The organism is Marinobacter sp. AL4B (genome assembly GCF_019916045.1).
In the GTDB taxonomy this organism is placed as follows: domain Bacteria; phylum Pseudomonadota; class Gammaproteobacteria; order Pseudomonadales; family Oleiphilaceae; genus Marinobacter.
This window is the reverse complement of record NZ_JAILWZ010000013.1, coordinates 1-16,990: the sequence shown is the minus strand read 5'-3', so window position 1 is coordinate 16,990 and position 16,990 is coordinate 1. Positions and strand designations below refer to the sequence as shown.

Annotated in this window: 16 protein-coding genes; 12 read left to right on the top strand and 4 right to left on the bottom strand. The window is 53.3% G+C overall.

Annotated features, from left to right (window positions below; genetic code table 11):
- Positions 1–93 precede the first annotated feature (93 nt).
- The 3 genes from K5L82_RS10330 to K5L82_RS10320 are packed head-to-tail and all read left to right on the top strand — an operon-like array spanning position 94 to position 1,388.
- Entirely contained in the window at positions 94–438 is a 345-nt protein-coding gene (locus K5L82_RS10330; RefSeq protein ID WP_223134091.1) for a PBPRA1643 family SWIM/SEC-C metal-binding motif protein, read from the top strand.
- A 27-nt stretch (positions 439–465) separates the two neighbouring features.
- A complete protein-coding gene (locus K5L82_RS10325) occupies positions 466–897 on the top strand; it encodes a DUF3010 family protein (RefSeq protein ID WP_223134090.1) in 432 nt (143 codons plus the stop codon).
- Between the two features lie 32 nt (positions 898–929).
- A complete protein-coding gene (locus tag K5L82_RS10320; protein WP_133004750.1) occupies positions 930–1,388 on the top strand; it encodes a DUF4112 domain-containing protein in 459 nt (152 codons plus the stop codon).
- Here the strand turns inward: K5L82_RS10320 and K5L82_RS10315 are convergent.
- Positions 1,385–2,230 carry a DUF72 domain-containing protein gene (locus K5L82_RS10315; protein WP_223134089.1) on the bottom strand — a complete coding sequence of 282 codons (846 nt, stop codon included), beginning with the start codon at positions 2,228–2,230 and terminating at the stop codon, positions 1,385–1,387. The genes K5L82_RS10320 and K5L82_RS10315 overlap by 4 nt on opposite strands.
- The gene (gene arfB, locus K5L82_RS10310) at positions 2,231–2,644 is read right to left on the bottom strand and encodes an alternative ribosome rescue aminoacyl-tRNA hydrolase ArfB (RefSeq protein WP_133004752.1); all 414 of its coding nucleotides are present in this window, start codon (positions 2,642–2,644) and stop codon (positions 2,231–2,233) included.
- Positions 2,645–2,749: 105 nt separating this feature from the next.
- Between arfB and K5L82_RS10305 the strand changes: the two genes are divergently transcribed.
- Positions 2,750–3,424, top strand: coding sequence for an NAD(P)H-binding protein (locus K5L82_RS10305; protein ID WP_223134088.1), 675 nt, complete (start codon positions 2,750–2,752; stop codon positions 3,422–3,424).
- Here the strand turns inward: K5L82_RS10305 and K5L82_RS10300 are convergent.
- Positions 3,410–4,093 (bottom strand): PspA/IM30 family protein, encoded by a 684-nt coding sequence (locus tag K5L82_RS10300; RefSeq protein ID WP_133004754.1) that lies wholly within the window; start codon positions 4,091–4,093, stop codon positions 3,410–3,412. The two genes, K5L82_RS10305 and K5L82_RS10300, sit on opposite strands and share 15 nt — an antisense overlap.
- A gap of 4 nt (positions 4,094–4,097) precedes the next feature.
- A complete protein-coding gene (locus K5L82_RS10295) occupies positions 4,098–4,367 on the bottom strand; it encodes a YiaA/YiaB family inner membrane protein (RefSeq protein WP_114334274.1) in 270 nt (89 codons plus the stop codon).
- Between the two features lie 152 nt (positions 4,368–4,519).
- Between K5L82_RS10295 and K5L82_RS10290 the strand changes: the two genes are divergently transcribed.
- The 8 genes from K5L82_RS10290 to K5L82_RS10255 form a co-directional block, all read left to right on the top strand.
- Positions 4,520–5,284: a helix-turn-helix domain-containing protein gene (locus tag K5L82_RS10290; RefSeq protein WP_223134087.1), complete on the top strand. Its 765-nt coding sequence runs from the start codon at positions 4,520–4,522 to the stop codon at positions 5,282–5,284.
- Positions 5,285–5,390: 106 nt separating this feature from the next.
- Positions 5,391–6,191, top strand: coding sequence for an SDR family oxidoreductase (locus tag K5L82_RS10285; RefSeq protein ID WP_133004756.1), 801 nt, complete (start codon positions 5,391–5,393; stop codon positions 6,189–6,191).
- A gap of 16 nt (positions 6,192–6,207) precedes the next feature.
- On the top strand, positions 6,208–6,585 hold the full coding sequence (locus tag K5L82_RS10280) for a hypothetical protein (RefSeq protein ID WP_223134086.1): 378 nt from the start codon (positions 6,208–6,210) through the stop codon (positions 6,583–6,585).
- Between the two features lie 101 nt (positions 6,586–6,686).
- A complete protein-coding gene (locus tag K5L82_RS10275; RefSeq protein WP_133004758.1) occupies positions 6,687–7,385 on the top strand; it encodes a crotonase/enoyl-CoA hydratase family protein in 699 nt (232 codons plus the stop codon).
- Between the two features lie 234 nt (positions 7,386–7,619).
- The gene (locus K5L82_RS10270) at positions 7,620–9,410 is read left to right on the top strand and encodes a TolC family outer membrane protein (RefSeq protein WP_223134085.1); all 1,791 of its coding nucleotides are present in this window, start codon (positions 7,620–7,622) and stop codon (positions 9,408–9,410) included.
- 88 nt (positions 9,411–9,498) lie between these two features.
- Positions 9,499–11,634 carry a type I secretion system permease/ATPase gene (locus K5L82_RS10265; protein WP_223134084.1) on the top strand — a complete coding sequence of 712 codons (2,136 nt, stop codon included), beginning with the start codon at positions 9,499–9,501 and terminating at the stop codon, positions 11,632–11,634.
- Complete coding sequence (locus K5L82_RS10260; protein ID WP_223134083.1) at positions 11,631–13,106, top strand: HlyD family type I secretion periplasmic adaptor subunit; 1,476 nt, start codon at positions 11,631–11,633, stop codon at positions 13,104–13,106. Before K5L82_RS10265 ends, K5L82_RS10260 begins: the two co-directional genes overlap by 4 nt.
- 59 nt (positions 13,107–13,165) lie before the next feature.
- Positions 13,166–16,990, top strand: a 3,825-nt coding sequence (locus K5L82_RS10255) for a DUF5801 repeats-in-toxin domain-containing protein (RefSeq protein ID WP_223134082.1), incomplete at its 3' end; no start/stop codon positions are given.

Below are 16,990 nucleotides of genomic sequence, written 5' to 3'. Positions count from 1 at the left end.
TATCCCATTCCCTAAGCGTGTTAAAACGTCGCCTTGCGAGGGGCGGCATTCTTTGGCGAACCTGGGCGCACGTTCATTCATCAGGATTTCAGCATGTCAGACAAATTTTTCTACAAAGGCCGGCAAGACGCCCGTCAGCATCACACGGCTTACGGCGGCTTTAAAACCAACGCCAGCCAAAAGAGTGGCAGCGAGAAGTTCCCGTTATCGTTGGTGGTGACCAGTGAGGCTCGTAAAAATGAGGTAGAAGCCCAGGTGACTGAAGCCAACCTCTACGCCAACATTACCGTTGATACCCGTGAAGGCGCGGTGGAATCGATTGGTGAATTAACCGCCATGTTGAACAAGGGCGAGACGGTTACGGTAACCAAAACGCCTTCGCGCAATGATCCCTGCAGTTGTGGTAGCGGGCTGAAGTTCAAGAAGTGCTGTGGTTAAGGCCGTTTTGAGATCGGGAAAGTTTCTATGACGATTTGTGGTGTTGAACTGAGTGGCAGCGATGCCGTCATCTGTTTGCTGAGTCTGGACCGTGGTCAGTTCAGTTTGCCGGAGTGCAAGGTGCGCAAATTGTCGCTGCCGAAGAATCACACCCGCGAAGACTTGCAACAGTTTCAGAAGGCGTTTTCCGAGTTAATGGCGGAACACAAGGTAGCGGGCGTTGCCATCAAAGAACGAATGCCGAAAGGTAAATTTGCCGGCGGCGCGATCAGCTTTAAGCTCGAAGCAGCTATTCAATTGATTGCCGATGTTCAGTTAGACGTAAGATTGCTGACGCCGGCATTGATCAAATCTACGCTCGCGTCCAAGCCGCTGCCGATTCCGTTCTCCGAGACCGGCCTGAAAGTGTTTCAGGAAACGGCGTTCACCGCAGCTTACGTTGGGCAGATGACGAAATAGGCGGGTGATTTCACTAGAAGCTTGGAGCGCAAATGGCAAAAGCCCCTATTGAAGCGAGGCAACGAGCAACGCTTGAACGGCTGGATAAATTCAGCCGCTTTACCGACAACAGCATTGGCATCCCGTTTACCAAATTTAAAATCGGTGCAGAGGCCATTATTGGTGTGGTGCCGGTAGTGGGTGATGTTGCAGGTCTGGTGCTGGCGAGCTATGTGTTGGTGGAAGCTCAGCGAGCTGGGGCTAGCAAGGGAGTCAAACTGCGCATGCTCCGGAATATGGGCATCGACTTTGTGGGTGGTTTGTTGCCGGTATTTGGTGATGCCTTTGATGCAATCTATAAAGCGAATACTCGCAATACACGGCTGCTAAGAAACTATCTGGAGAAGCAGCTCGAGATAGAGCCGCCTTCTCCGCCATTCCCCTGGAAAACGCTGATTTGGCTGTCTGTGCTGTTTGCTGTGGTGACGGGCGGGTTAAGTCTGCTGTTTTAAAACAGCCCAAGCTGGGGTTTTGAAACATCCACAGGAAGAGACTCCAGCACTGGAAGCTGCTCACGCAATAACTCTGTCCAAAGCTCGGCCAGCGCAATAGCGTGTGCGTTATCGGGCATGTGCATGAATACGTAAGGCCGGACGCCGGATTCTAACCAGCCCTTTACACGCGAGACCCAAGGCGCAAGGAAATCCCGATTTGTTTCCAGATTCGGGTGACCAATGTAGCGAATAACCGGTGGCGCATCACTGGGGAGCAAATGAACCGGAACGCGGGGCTTTTTGCGTTGGGCATCTACGATCACATCGGTGTCTGGGATGGCTGAAAACAAGGCTCGGCTATCCATGCATACTCGCGCTAGCTTGCGCTGGCGCAGCCCCTGATTCAGAGCTTTCTCTTCCTCGCCCTTGGCAAAAAACGCCGGATTTCGTACTTCCACCGTCCAGTCCAGCGCATCGGGTGCTGTGTCCAAAAAACGCCAGAGTTGCTGGAGTCGGTTTGGGCCAAAGCCTGCCGGTAATTGCAGGAGCATTGGCCCTAGGACATCTGACAGGGGCGCTATTACATCGAGAAACGTCTGTAATTCAGAACCTGCGTTGCTGAGCAGGTGCTCGTGTGTCAGTGCTCGGGGCAGCTTGAGCAGAAAACGGAAATCATCCGGCACCTGTTTGCGCCATTGCTCGCATTGCTGTTTGCTGGGAGTTGCGTAAAACGTGGTGTTGCCCTCAACGGTATTGAACACACGGGCATAGCGGGCAAGGGCGGATGCTCCTGATGGCAGCTGTTTGGCCCAGTTTGGGTCTTGCCACTGAGGGCAACCGAGGTAGTAGGGCAGAGGCATTTAGAGTTTGACCTTTCCTCTGAGTGCTTTGGTTTTGCCTTTCTGGGTTTTCTTGTCCACGCGCCGGCGTTGGGAACCTTTGGTGGGGCGCGTTGGCCGTCGTGTTTTCTGGATTTTCACGGCTTCCAGAATCAGTTCTTTCAGGCGCTCCAAGGCGTCTTCTTTGTTGAGCTCGAGGGTGCGGGACGACTGTGCCTTGATGATCACAATGCCCTCTTTGCTGATGCGTTGGTCAGAAAGCGCCATCAGCCGTTCTTTATAAAAGGGCGGCAACGATGAGCGCTGAATGTCGAAACGAAGGTGTACGGCAGAGGCTACCTTGTTGACGTTCTGGCCGCCGGGGCCTTGGGCTCGAATCTGCGTGATTTCGATTTCCCAATCGGCAATTTCTACGGCATTGGAGATTTTCAGCATAGGGCATACATAGTTGGTGGGATGAACAGCTTCCGCTTCCTGTTAGTATCATCCTACGCAATCAGCCACTCGATCAGAAGTGGTGAAACAGCAACGGAGCGCTTTATGAAGGTTATGGTTCTGGGTTCGACCGGGTTAACGGGTGGTCTGTTAGTCAAGAAGCTACTGGGGAATCCCGATGTTACGAGCGTGGTGGCGCCGGTGCGCCGGCCTTTGGAATGGAGTCATCCGAACCTTGAGGCGCCTGTGATCGATTTTGATGACATGGGCGCTCACGCGGGAATATTCCATGTAGATGTGCTCGTGTGCTGTCTGGGCACCACCATCAAAAAAGCGGGTTCTCAAGAAGCGTTCCGTCAGGTCGATTACAGCTATGCACTGAATGCCGCGAGTTTGGCGAAAAAGGCGGGCGCCAAAGCCTGTATTTTGATGTCAGCCATTGGGGCGTCTTCGAAGTCTTCGGTGTTTTATAGCCGGGTGAAAGGCGAGTTGGAAGACGCCATGCGGGCGCTGGAGTTTTCTTACCTCTCAATCTATCAACCGAGCCTGTTGCTGGGCCAGCGGCAAGAGCATCGCACAGCGGAAGGCTTGGGGATGGCGGTGATGCCGGTGGCTAATCGAGCCTTGATAGGGCCGTTGCGCAAGTACCGCGCGATTGAGGCGGAGACGATTGCTGCGGCCATGACGAACGAGGTTGTTCGCATCGAAGCTGGCCGCAGCGTTGGTGTGAATGTGTCTGTGCGGGAGTATTCAGACATTGTGGCGCTAGCGGGCCTTTAAGCGGGCTAGCACCTTCTCGCCGTTGCTGCCGCCGTTGTCGATACCCGCCGCTTTCAGCCGGGCATCCAGGTCGCTGTTATTTTGTTCCGCATCCAGCTCGGTCAAGGCGGCTTCTACATCTTCGGCCTCGGTTTGACGGGCACGAATTCGATTGGCTGACACGTTTAGTTCTTCCATATGGCTGTGCAGCCCGCTTGCATGGCCGCGAAGCTGTCTGGTGACTTGCTCGGCATGCCGGTTGGCTTTCGCCAGACGCATTTCACTGTGGAAATGTTTCAGTGCCCGGCCAGAATCCCGCAACTGGCGGTTCAGTTGGTTTTCCTGTTGCTGGAGTTTTGCGTGCTGTTGTTGCTGGCGTTGCAGTACGGTTTCATCCTCTGCAATCAGGTTGGCCAGCTCCAGTGCCAAGGCTTCGTCGTCTTGCTCCAGGGCCTGAGTGGCTTGCTGCTCCCGTTTGGTAATGGCTGCTTGCAGGCCGTTGTTGTCGCGTTCCAGCCGGGTTTTCTCGGCCATCAGGTGCGCCAGCTCTCGTTTTGATCGGGCAATGGCTTGCTCGGCGTCCCGCAGTTCCTGTTCAAAAATCCGAAGGTCGTTTGCTTCCACTAGCTTTGCGACCGGTTCATGGGCCGAGGCCCGAAACAGAGTGTTCAGTTTGCGCCAGATGCTCATGGTGTTACTCCCCGTATTCTTTCAGCAGCTGATGGGTGCGAGCTTCGGAAATACGATTCGCAATGCGGCTCTGCTCGTGTTCATCGCGTAGTGTTTTCGACAGCGTGATGGTGGTGCTGACGAGAAACAGTGCGCTGATCGCCATGTAGCCTTTTATCACGATATCAACGGGCGCGAGCACCACACCCGCGGCGGCGGCAAACAGTGCAATGGCGAATGAAACCTTTACAAAAAATACCCAAGAGTTCGAGTTACTCTTCAGTTCGCTATCCATGATGTCTTCCTCATTGGCGTTGTTGGGACAACCGAACTGTGCGCCATCGCCGAATGTGTCGCGAGCGTTTCTCAAAAGGTATTGGCGGTATATCTATAGGGTATCGAATAATGATACTTTCTGTCGGATGGAACTCTGCGGGAGGTAAATCCATGGCGCAAACCAGTGCCATTATCAGTGAACTCAAACGGCAACTAAGATCGCATGGGCTGACGTATCAGCACGTGGCGAATGCTTTGGGCTTGTCGGAAGCGAGTGTTAAGCGGCTGTTTTCGGAAAAGCAGTTTTCGCTGAAGCGGCTGGACCAAGTGTGCACGCTGATGGGTATGGAGATCAGCGATCTCGTGCGCAAGTTGGCGCCAGAGCCCAAAGTTCAGCAGCTGACCCTGGAGCAGGAACAGGAATTGGTATCGGATGTCTGCTTGTTGCTGGTGGCCGTCTGCGCCATGAACCGTTGGCAGTTTCAAGAAATTCACCAGGTTTACGAGTTGTCGGAAACCGATTTGATTGGTCATCTCGCCAAGCTTGATCGAATGGGCGTGCTCGAGTTATTGCCCGGTAATCGATTCAAACTGTTGGTCAGTCATGATTTTGCCTGGCAGCCGGGTGGGCCCATTCAGAAATTTTTTGAAGCCGAAGTGCAGCAGGATTTTCTGAAGTGCCGGTTCAATCACCCCGGCGAATTGAGGCTGTTTGTCAGCGGCATGCTCTCTACCCAATCGAACGAAGCGGTTCAGCAGAAGCTCAATCGCTTGGCGCTGGAGTTTCGGCATTGCCATGAAGAGGATCTGGCTTTGCCTCTGGAACATCGTTTCGGGGTGAGCTTGTTGATGGCCATGCGCCCATGGGAGATCGAGGCGTTTGACCGCTTCCGGCGGCCAGAAGCGTTTAAAGACTACCCTCCGTATAGCCGTTGAGGACAAAGTGTCGTATTGCTGCTGCGCGTTTAAGGAGCCTCGACGCTTTTCTGCTAGTATCCGAGGCCATTAATAATAAGTATGTTCTGCCTGTGGAGGCTTGTTTATGACGGCTCAAACTGTATGGATTACCGGCGCTTCGTCGGGTATTGGTGAAGCACTGGCGCTTCAGTACGCCAAAGACGGCGCAGGGTTGGTGTTATCGGCCCGTCGCGAAGATGAATTGCAGCGCGTGGCCGCCCGTTGTGTCGAAGCGGGCCTTCCCGAAGATAACATTCTGGTGCTACCTCTAGATGTCACAGACTGGGCTTCCCACGAAGCGTCTGCCCAAATGGTGGTGGATCGCTTTGGGGCGATTGATCTGTTGTTGAATAACGCGGGCCTCTCGCAAGGCTCGTTGTGCGCCGAAACCGATATGTCGGTGTATCAGAAACTGATGGATGTGGATGTGATGGGGCAGATCGCCCTGACCAAAGCCGTACTGCCACACATGCTGAGCCGCGGCCAAGGTCATCTGGCTGTAACGGCCAGTGTTGCGGGCAAGGTCGGTGTGCCGAAGATGACCGGATACTGCGCCGCCAAGCACGCTATGGTCGGTTTCTTTGATGCCTTGCGGGCGGAAGTGGAAAGCAGCGGTTTGCATGTGTCTACCATTCTTCCGGGCTTTATCCGTACCAATATCGCTAAAAACTCTTTGTCAGCCGATGGCACCCCCCATGGTGAAATGGATAGCGACGTTGCCAATGGGATGGATGTGGACGAATGCGCGGCGGTGGTTTTTAAAGGTCTGAGAGCCCGCAAGCGTGAAATTCCAGTGGGTAAGGGTAAAGAAATGGCGGCACTTTGGGTGAAACGACTTTCACCGGAGTTGATTTTCCGCCTGACCCGCCGTGGCAAACACTCATGAAAAGCGAGCTTTACTGATGAAATTTCCCATCGTTACCGTGACGCTGGTGGTTGCGGCACTGGGATTCGTGTTTTGGAACCAGACCCAGCCTGACGAGACCCCGGTTGGGGCGGCCGATTTTGCCAATCTTGAGGCCAAACCGGTAGACCGCAGTGCCGTGGTGGACTTGGCCATTTCGCGGATAAAAGATCTGTGTGAGGAGGCCACTGCGAACGCAGATAGCTCCGAAGCGGAAGACGAGTGTGTTGCGCTTGCAGAGTCCCGCACCTCATCCTGTCGCCGGGCGGTGTATGATCGCTTCCCGGAAAAAGTGCGGTCTGATGCGATTTTCAGAGACGTCTCCATTACCACAATGAACTGCTTGGCTCGACAATCTGGGGTTGTTCAACCTTGATGGCTTTATAGTACGGTTGATTGCATTGCCGAAGCTCGGCCTAATGTATAGAGTTAACAAACACTCACTTTATTTTTTGTGAAATTGATGAGGACACCACGGTGACTGAACTCGTAACTTACGAACTGAACAATGGCATTGCCACCATTACTCTGAGCAACGGCAAGGCCAATGCCCTGAGCTATGATGTGTTTACGGCGCTGAACTCTGCACTTGACCGTGCTGAAGAAGACAAAGCAATTGTCATCCTGACGGGGCAGCCGGGCATGTTCTCTGGCGGGTACGACCTGAAAGAAATGCAGAAAGGTATAGATGCCGCCATGGCTCTGGTGAAAGTGGGCTCAACGTTGACTCGTCGCCTGGCCGCCTTCCCAACGCCAGTGATTGCTGCCTGTAATGGCCACGCCATTGCTAAAGGCGTGTTTGTGCTGTTGTCCGTGGATTACCGTATTGGTGTGGAAGGCAGCTTCAAGCTGGGGCTGAACGAAGTGGCGATTGGTATGACCATGCATCACGCCGGTATCGAAATTGCTCGCCACCGGATGCCTGCGCCTTATTTCTACCGCTCCGTGGTGAATGCCGAAATCTTTAATCCAGAAAGCGCGGTCTCGGCCGGTATTCTGGATGAATTGGTTGCACCGGAGCAGCTGATGGAGCGTGCAAAAGCCGTCGCTACTCAATACAAGCAACTGAATATGCGCGCGCACAAGCAAACCAAGCTGAAGGTGAAGGCCGAGTACCTGGCCACATTGGACCGCGCCATTGAACAAGACGCCGACAAGTCTGATTTGATGGGGTGAGTTATTGAAGCGGCTGTTAATGCCGGGTTATTAATGGGATGGCGTCATGTTGTTTTGTGGTTCTCATTTTGAGATGTTTGATTGGAAACGATAAAATACAGTGAACTGTGACGCCGGTCTGCTCGTATAAAAAATGTCCTCTGAGACGGATCGATAATTTGGCTTTCTAAGAGCCTAACAATGGATTGGTGCTTTGGCGCTGAGTTTTGCGTCAGGACGAATTTGAGGAAATAAATGAATAAAATAATCCCTGCTGCAAAAGTTGTTGCTGCGTGTTGTTTGGGCTTGCTCCCAATTTCTAATGCTGTCGCTTCTAATATCCAGAACGACGACTTGTTGTCGGTTGTGCAGGAAACTCTTGAAACGAATCCTGAGATTGAGGCTCGTCTCCAGGCGTTTCAAGCTTCTATCTATGATCGAAGAGAAGTCTTTGGCGGTTACCTGCCGTTAATTGATACCAACGCCTCTGTGGGTGGTGCGGATAGAGAATTCGACAACAGAGGCGCTTATTCGCGGAACTATGCTGAAATCTCTATCACCCAAATGTTGTTTGATGGTTTTCGTGTTCGCAGTGCTGTGGATGAAGCTGAGCACACCAGTCGGGCCCGATATTATGAGCTTCTGAGTGAGGTTGAAACCAAGGCACTTGAGACTAGTGAAGTCTATCTGAGTGTGATGCTGCATCGTGAACTGGTCACCTTGGCCCAGAAAAACGTAGCGAATCATTTGCGAGTACAACAGCATGTGAGTGATCGTGCCCAACGGGGCGTTAGCAATCAGGCGGACCTGAAACAAATTAATGGCCGGTTGTCGTTGGCACGCTCTAATCTTATGACCGAAATTGCGAACCTGCAAAGTGTGACGGCTCGCTTTCAGCGTCTGGTAGGGCGCTACCCTGCAGAGTATTTGCGCGATTTTGATGTGCCCGAAGATCGAGTGCCTGAGCGTCTGGAAACGGTGCTGGAATCGGTTTATGCCAATAATCCTGAGTTGTTTGCCGCCTTTGAGGGTATTCAATCAGCGGATGCCTCTTTCGAAGGCGCAAAAGCGGGGCGTTACCCGGTCATAGAATTGGGTGCCAGTCATGGGGTGTATAAAAACAACAACAGTTTTGATACCCGTACCGACCCAAGGTCGTTTGGCAACGAAAGCATTATCGAGTTGCGCGCCCGGTACAACCTGTACCGCGGAGGCAGCGATCGTGCTGCCGAGCGGGCTGCATACCGCAGAATTAATCAAGCTGAGAGCCTGCGGGACAAAGTTTGCGTGGATCTGCGCCAGACAGCCTCCATCGCTCATAGCGATGTTCTTAATCTGCAGATAAAGCTCGATTCCCTCGAAGCGCATCGCGTCGATGCCGAAGGGGTATTGGCTGCCTACCGACAGCAGTTTGATATTGGCCGTCGGTCACTGCTTGATGTGCTTGACTCAGAAAACGAGTTTTTCCAGGCGGAGCGCGCCTACGTAAATGGTAAATACGACTTGTACATCCAGCAGCTACGTACGCTGCATAGCATGGGGCGTTTGATAGATGCGCTTTCTTTGTCGCGTACCGATATGCCAGATTTGGCAGAGACCAACGGCTCGGTAGGTCCTGGCGCAAGTCGATACTGTGCGGCTGTCCCGGGCAACGCTCTGGGTATGGGGCGCTACCTGCAGACAGTGACTGCGGAGGAAACGCTCGACCTCAGTGGCGATGCGTTATTTGATGTTGGTAGTTCTGAGTTCAAGCCGCAAGCCGCGGCTCGTTTGGGACGCTTTGCTCAACGTGTGCTGGAGCAGGGGGCACCTCGTTCCATCCGCATCGTAGGCCACACCGATAGCACCGGCTCGGATTCTATGAACCGGGAGCTATCTCTGGCGCGAGCGAAAGCCGTGCGTGATGCTCTGATTGTTAGCGGTATCGATGAAACATTAATGGTTGTGTCCGGAGTTGGATCGGATCAGCCTGTGGCGAGTAACGAGACTGCCGAAGGACGTTCATTGAACCGGCGCGTTGAGATCCGTGTGATTCGCGCACGCTAAGCAATGAAACATGGGCGTTCTGGTTTGTAAACAGCGAATCAGAATGCTCATGACTGCCGGGTCTCGTGCCAAATAGAGCCGTAAATGTATGATGGATCATATCAATGACCCACTAAGTGCCTGTCTCGTTTGGCTGTCGAAAGCCAACGGAACCACAATCCATCGCGATGCGCTGATCGATGGTTTGCCGCTGGTTGATGGCCGATTAACGCCCACCGTGTTTGTCCGAGCGGCAGAGCGGGTTGGCATGAGTACTAGCGTTGCTCGCCAACCGCTAAAGCAGCTTAATAGCCTATTATTCCCCTGCGTTGTTCTCCTCGAAGGGAATCGTGCCTGCCTGCTTGAGGCTGTCGATTTTGATGCCGGGACAGTGCAGGTGCGCTTACCTGAAATGGATATGCAGGCTCAGGAGTTGGAGCTTGCCAGTTTTGAAAGACGTTACAGTGGTGTGGTGATCTATTGCCGGCCTAGCTTCCAGCTCGATGACAAAAAAACGGGGACAGGCTCGGCTGCGAAGCTTCAAGGTCATTGGTTCTGGAACGTCATTAAGGAGAACCGGCCTGTTTACCGTGACATCCTGATTGCCGCCTTCTTCATCAATGTTTTTGCGCTCACCATGCCGCTGTTCGTCATGAATGTGTACGACCGGGTCGTGCCCAATCATGCGACGGAAACGCTCTGGATGCTGGCCATTGGCGCGGTTATTATTATCTGTGCCGATTTGGCGCTCAGAATGCTCCGGAGTTGGTTTGTAGAGTTGGCTGCCAGTCGTGCTGACATCAAGCTGTCCGCTCAGATCATGGAGCGTATCTTAGGTGCTCGGCTAGAGCATGCGCCACCATCGGTGGGTTCCTACGCAGCGAACGTGCAGTCATTTGAGTCGGTGCGTTCATTTATTGGTTCGATGACGGTTACGGCACTCATCGACCTGCCATTCTTTCTTCTTTTTGTGGTCATCATCGGCCTTATCTCCTGGACGATGGCGATACCCGTTCTGGTCGGCGCCCTGTTGATAATCCTGTATGCCCTTTCCGTACAATCAAGCATGAGGCAGCTGTCTGAGGCCATGAGCCAGGCCAGCGCCCAAAGAAATTCCGGACTGGTAGAGAGCCTGGTTGCTGCACCCACTCTCAAAAGCTTTAACGCCACCAGCAAGGTGCAAAGTGACTGGGAGCAGTCAACCCGCTTTCTGGCTGGGTGCTCTGGTAAACAGCGCATGCTTGGTGTGTCGGTGGGGACGGGAGCCTCGTGGGTTCAGCAAACGGTCGCCGTGGCGATGATTATCGTGGGTGTGTACCTGGTGATAAATGGTGATATGAGTCAGGGAGGGTTGATTGCGGCATACATGCTGTCGTCTCGAGCCATGGCGCCGGTTTCACAAACGGCCTCATTGCTGACCCAGTATTACCAAGCGTCGATCGCGTTAACGTCTGTTGATCAAATGATGGATACCGAACAAGAACGACAAAGTGATAAGCAGCATGTTAGTCGCGGCAAACTGCGAGGTGAAATCGAGTTTCGAAATGTTTCGTTTCAGTACCCCGGCGAAGAGCGTGAGGCGTTGTCGAATATTTCTTTGCATATTCGCGCAGGCGAACGGGTGGGCATTCTTGGACGGGTGGGCTCTGGTAAGAGCAGTCTCGAGAAACTGATACTGAGGCTTTACAGGCCAACGGCAGGAACCATACTGGTTGATGGGGTGCACATCGAGCAAATAGATCCTGCAGAGCTGCGCCGGAGTATTGGCTACATCCCGCAGGATGTGCAGATGCTTAGCGGCACGGTTTATGACAATGTAACTCTGGGTGTAGCACACCCCAGTAATGAAAAACTGATGGAAGCCATTAACATCTCGGGCCTTAAAACCCTTGTAGGTGAACACGCCGATGGTCTGTCTTTGCAGGTTGGTGAGGCAGGTAATCGGCTTTCTGGCGGCCAGCGCCAAACCATTGCCGTTGCGCGTGCTGTGATGGCCGACAGTAGCATGCTGTTGCTGGATGAGCCTACCAGCGCGATGGATAGCACCCTGGAAAATCATGTTACACGAGGGTTAGGGCGTTTTAGTCAGGGTAAAACCTTAGTATTGATTACCCATCGTACGGGTATGCTCGCGCTCGTGGATCGGCTCATCGTAATGGATGGCGGGCGGATTGTCGCTGATGGCCCGAAACAAAGTATTTTGCAAGCGCTTGAGAAGGGTTCGATCCAAAAGGTGGCGCAATGACCGTTGAATCCGGCAGCAAGGCAGCGGCCGAGCGCGGGGCTCCGGAGGCTCAACGGAAACTGTCTGAGCAGAAGGCGTTTGAGCATTTGAGCCGGGCCGAAGTGATTGGTGCTAAGGGCCAGCGCTTTGTCGGTGGGCTGTTTAGACCCTTTTTCTCAGCCTTCAGCAATAGCTCTCGTCATTGGAGCCAAGACGCAGACCAGGCCATAGAAGCTAACAAAACACTACGTGCCCGCAGCCTGCTCTATGGCATTGTGCTGACGTTCACTCTTCTGATCGTCTGGGCCGCGTTCGCGCCAATCGATGAGGTCACCCGCGGTGAAGGTAAGGTTATCCCTTCGCGCCAGCTTCAGATTGTTCAATCTGTGGATGGCGGTGTGATTGATGCACTATTTGTTAAAGAGGGCGATGTGGTTGACAAGGGCGATCTGTTAGTCCGAATTGATCCTACCCGATTTGTCGCCAACTACGAAGAAAGCAATGTCAGAGCGTTTGCTCTGGAGGCAAAGGTCGCTCGACTGAAAGCATTGATTGATCGGCAGCCCCTTGAGTTGGCATTTGGGGAAGCCGTTTCGCCCGAGCAGGTTCAGGTTCTGAATCAAGAGCAGGGCTATTACCAGGCGAGCTTGAATGAGCTTGCCGAACGAGTGGCGATTGCGAAAGAGCAAGTTACTCAGCGCCAGCAAGAGTTGAGTGAAGTTCAAGCTCGTATCGAGACGGCGATTCAGTCATACCAAATGTCAACTCAGGAACTTGAGGCAACGCGCCCGCTTCTTGAATCGGGTGCGGTTTCGCAAATAGAGATTCTGCGCTTGCAGCGAGATCAAACGGGGGCGAAAGGAGAACAGTTACAAGCAGAGGCTAGGGCGCGTCAGGTAGAGGCCAGCATAGAAGAAGCCGAAGCAAGGATTCTCGAAGTGGAATTTACTATGCGCAATAAATGGCGCGCAGAACTTAGCGAAGCGTCATCGCAACTGAACAGTCTAAAGAAAAACGTCGCCGGGTTGGCCGACAGGGTCAAACTTTCGGAAATTCGTTCACCTGTTAATGGCACCGTGCAGCGGGTTCTGCACAACACATTGGGCGGTGTAGTGCAGCCAGGTAACGCTGTGATTGAAATCGTGCCGAGCGATGATCGCCTGTTGGTTGAGGCTAAAATTGCCCCGAAAGACATCGCGTTTTTGCGACCGGGCTTGCCGGCCACGATCAAACTCCACGCATACGATTTCTCGGTGTATGGCGGTATTCCGGCAACGCTACAGCACATCAGTGCCGATACGATTACCGATGACCGGGATAACACTTTTTATTTGGTGCGTGCCATTACAACCGGCAAAGACGCAGCCGGCAATATGTCTGTTATTCCAGGAATGACAGCGCAACTCGACATTATGACGGGTAAGAGAACGATTTTGTCTTACCTGCTTAAACCATTATTGCGTGCCAAAGCGAATGCTTTGAGCGAACGCTAAAAACGTATTTTTAGCCGTGAAATTTATGTTTTTGGAAGGCTTTTAATAAGGAAATTGTGATGACTCAGGCAATTGTTGTATCTCTGGTTGGACAAGCATGGGCTCAGGCTCCGAATGGGGTGCGTCGCCCTCTGGACGTGGGTGATCGTTTGAGTGCCGATGAAGTTCTGGTCACGGAACCGGGCACCCGGGTTGATCTAGATTTTGGTGAAAACCAGGTGATCACCCTTCTGGGAGAACAGCAGCTGCCGGCCGAGCAAGGCCAAGAGATGCTCGAAGAAACGGTAGCAATGCCGCCGAGAGAAGTTCGCGAGCCTAGCGAGTTTGAGTCGCCACCATCCTCAGGCAGGGATGAACAATCTGCTGGCTCCGGGCACGGCTTCGTCCAGATCGTGCGCGTGGGCGAAATTATTGAAGCGGATGGCATTACGCCAGTAACTGTCGCCAGAATTCAGGAAATTTTGCGGCCGTTGAATATGGCGTTAGACGCACCTGAGTTTGACCGGTACGAACGAAAAGAACACAGCGGAATCGATCGTGATGACATCGGCAGCCTGGATACTGATAGCGCGCTTACCGATCCTACCATTGTGATAAATGTTTTTGCTGGTGACGGAATTGTAAACGCTGAAGAGGCTTCGCAGCCCATCACGATTACCGGCACCGTTGGTGGTGGTGCCAAACCCGGTGACCAAATCACGGTCACGGTTAACGGCAAAGAGTACATCACGCAGGTAAACCCAGACGGAAAGACCTGGCAAGTGGATGTTCCCGGGAGCGAATTGGCTAAAGACAATACTGTTACCGCGGAAATTGTCAGCATAGAGCCTAATGGTCAGCCCAATAAAGCAGAGGCTGAACGCGCCTACGAAGTGGACATCGCCAAACCGGTGCTGGCCGTTTCAGAGCAGGCCAGCGACGATGCGGAGTCAATCAACCTAAGCGTTATTCAAGGCTCAAGCGACCCTGCCGATAATCGTGACTTGGTTTTCACCGCCAGTGGCTTGCCAGAGGGGTTGAGTATTGACCCTGACACTGGGGTGATCAGCGGCACCATCGACAAATCTGCCAGCCAGTTTAATGGCAACGGCGATCACACCGTAACGATTACCGTCACTGACAAGGCAGGTAACAGCGATTCAGCCAGTTTTAACTGGACTGTGAATAACCCGGTGCCGGTGGCGGAAGACGATACGGCCACAACCCTTGAAGATCAGACATTAACCGTCAATGCGGCAGATGGAGTGCTGGCTAACGACAGCGACCTTGATGGCGATACCCCGCTTAAAGTTACTGACTTCACGGTGAATGGCCAAACATTTGCAGCTGGCAGCACGGCGACGATTGCGGGCGTAGGGCAGCTGACGCTGAACGATGATGGCAGTTACGAATTCATTCCCGCTACTGACTATAACGGCACCGTACCCACGGTTGGCTACACGGTAACAGACACTGATGGTGGTACCAGCACCGCAGAGCTAGCTCTTTCCGTCGAGCCGGTGCTGGATATTAGCTTGAGCACACCAGCGCAGGTTAACGAAGGCGAGCCCATAACCGTTACCGCGTCGGTAGAAACGCCGGTTCAAGGCAGCCCGTTGTATGTGATTCTGGATAACGGCGAAACAATCACCATTCCAGTTGGTGCGACCAGTGGCAGCATAGAGGTTGATAGCCGCGCCGATGATGAGTACGTGCAAGGAGTCACCGATAAGACTTTTGAGGTCATCAGTGCGACCGGTGGCAGCGAAACCATCAACGATAGTAGCTTTGGCGCAACAACCAAAGTAGATATTGTGGATGCTGACTCCACGGTTACCGCTCGGTTGTCTGTAGATAAAACCACCACAGACGAAGGTGCAGCCCCTCTTGTTTACACCGTGACACTGGAAGACGGTAACGGCAATGCCATAGTTGCGAACAATGACGTAGTTGTTAACACAAGCTTGGGTGACATCACCGTTGCAGCAGGCAGCGCCACAGGTACGATTAACGTATCCGTTCAAAGCGATGACGTTTACATCGATACGTCTACCGTGACCAATGAAATTACGGGCATTACCGAGAGCAATGCTGGCACAATTGGAGCGTTTGAAAAACTAGCGATTGATTCAACCCCCGTTGAAACCCAGGTGGCAGACACAACCGACCCGGTTTACGCCATCATTGACGTTGATAACAGCGCGGTGCTGGAAGGTAGTGAGTTGACCTACACCGTGAAGCTGGTAGACGCAAACGGAAACCCTGCGCCTGCTGTCGCTGGAAAGGATGTAACGGTTAATCTGAGCTGGAACGGTGCCGCCGCCAATACCGGTGACGTGGATGCCTTGCCTGTGAGTGTCATCCTCGCCGGTGGTGATTCAGAAACAACCTTCACCGTCACTACTAAGGTGGACCAAGTAGACGAGTTGAGCGAGCCCGTTACCGCCACCATTGAGAGTGTTGTTGATAACCCGGGTGGCGACCCTGGCTTTGAGCAGTTACAAGTTAGCCCTGATGGCAACAGTGTTACGGCGCAGGTCTTGGATGCTCCTACCATTGAAGTGCTGAACGACAACGGCGCTGCCGATGGCCAGATTACCGTGAGCGAGAATGGTCTGGACACCAATGATGGCTCTGAAACCGTCAGCGGCGTTTTGCGCATTACCGCTCCGTCCGGATTGGAAACCATCGAAATCGGCGGACAAACCCTCACGTTGGCACAACTTGAAGACCTGTCGACCACCAATCAAACCATTACGATCGCAGGTCACGGCGAAATCAGTCTGACCAAATCGACCGTGGTTGAAACGTCGAACGGCCAGCCCGCCGTGTGGGAAGTGGATTTCGACTACGCATTGACCAATGCTCAAACACACACGGCTCAGGGGGCCGATGACGCACTGAAGGATATTGCTCTGGGGGTTAGTGCGACCGACCCACTGGATGCAAACAATAGTGCAACCGGCACCGGCAACCTAGGGGTGCTGGTGATCGATGATGTACCCGAGGTGGGCCTCACCGGTGTGAAGTTGGATGAAGCTCAAGTCGATGAAGCTCAAATTGGCACGCCTGCCACTTCAGATTTCTCTGGCGCTTTCGCTATTAATCACGGTGCTGACGGTGGCAACGATGTCGCCTATGAGCTGGTGATTGACAATACAGCGTCAGGCCTTGTCGATACAGCCAGCGGGGATCCTGTGGTGCTGTTTGACAATAATGGCGTTGTTGAAGGCCGGAACAGCAATGGCGACGTGGTATTCACCCTTCAGGTTGATGCCGCAACCGGTGAAGTCACGCTCACTCAAAACCGTGCTCTGGAGCATCAGGATCCATTCACTCCGGATGATACCGTGAATCTCGCCAATGGTGCGGTGAGCCTAAAGGCAAAAGCAACAGATGGTGATAACGACACAGCCAGCGCAACGGTCAATATTGGCGACCGTTTTGTGTTTCAGGATGATGGGCCTAGCGCTGTTGCGGATAGCGGTAATGTGAATGAAGGCGGCAGCCTGACCGTCAGTGCCATTAATGGCGTGCTGGCAAACGATCAGGCGGGCGCTGACGGCTGGGCAGCAAATGGTAATGCTGTCGTCGGGGTTGTGCCGGGTAATAACGGCGCCGCAGTGAACATAAATATTGGTCAGTCAATTGTTGGCCAGTACGGCAAGCTGACCCTTAACGCTGATGGCAGCTATACCTATGAAGCCACGGCCGATGCGGTGACCAGTGACGCAACGGATGTGTTCACCTACACGGTGCGTGATGCTGACGGTGACGAAACCACCGCCACGCTGACCATCAATGTGTCCGATGTCAGCCTGGCTGAAACCCCGATCACCGAAAGTGTGAACGAAAGCGGTCTGGCAGGCGGTTCGACGTCGGGTGATGACAGCCAGATTGCCACC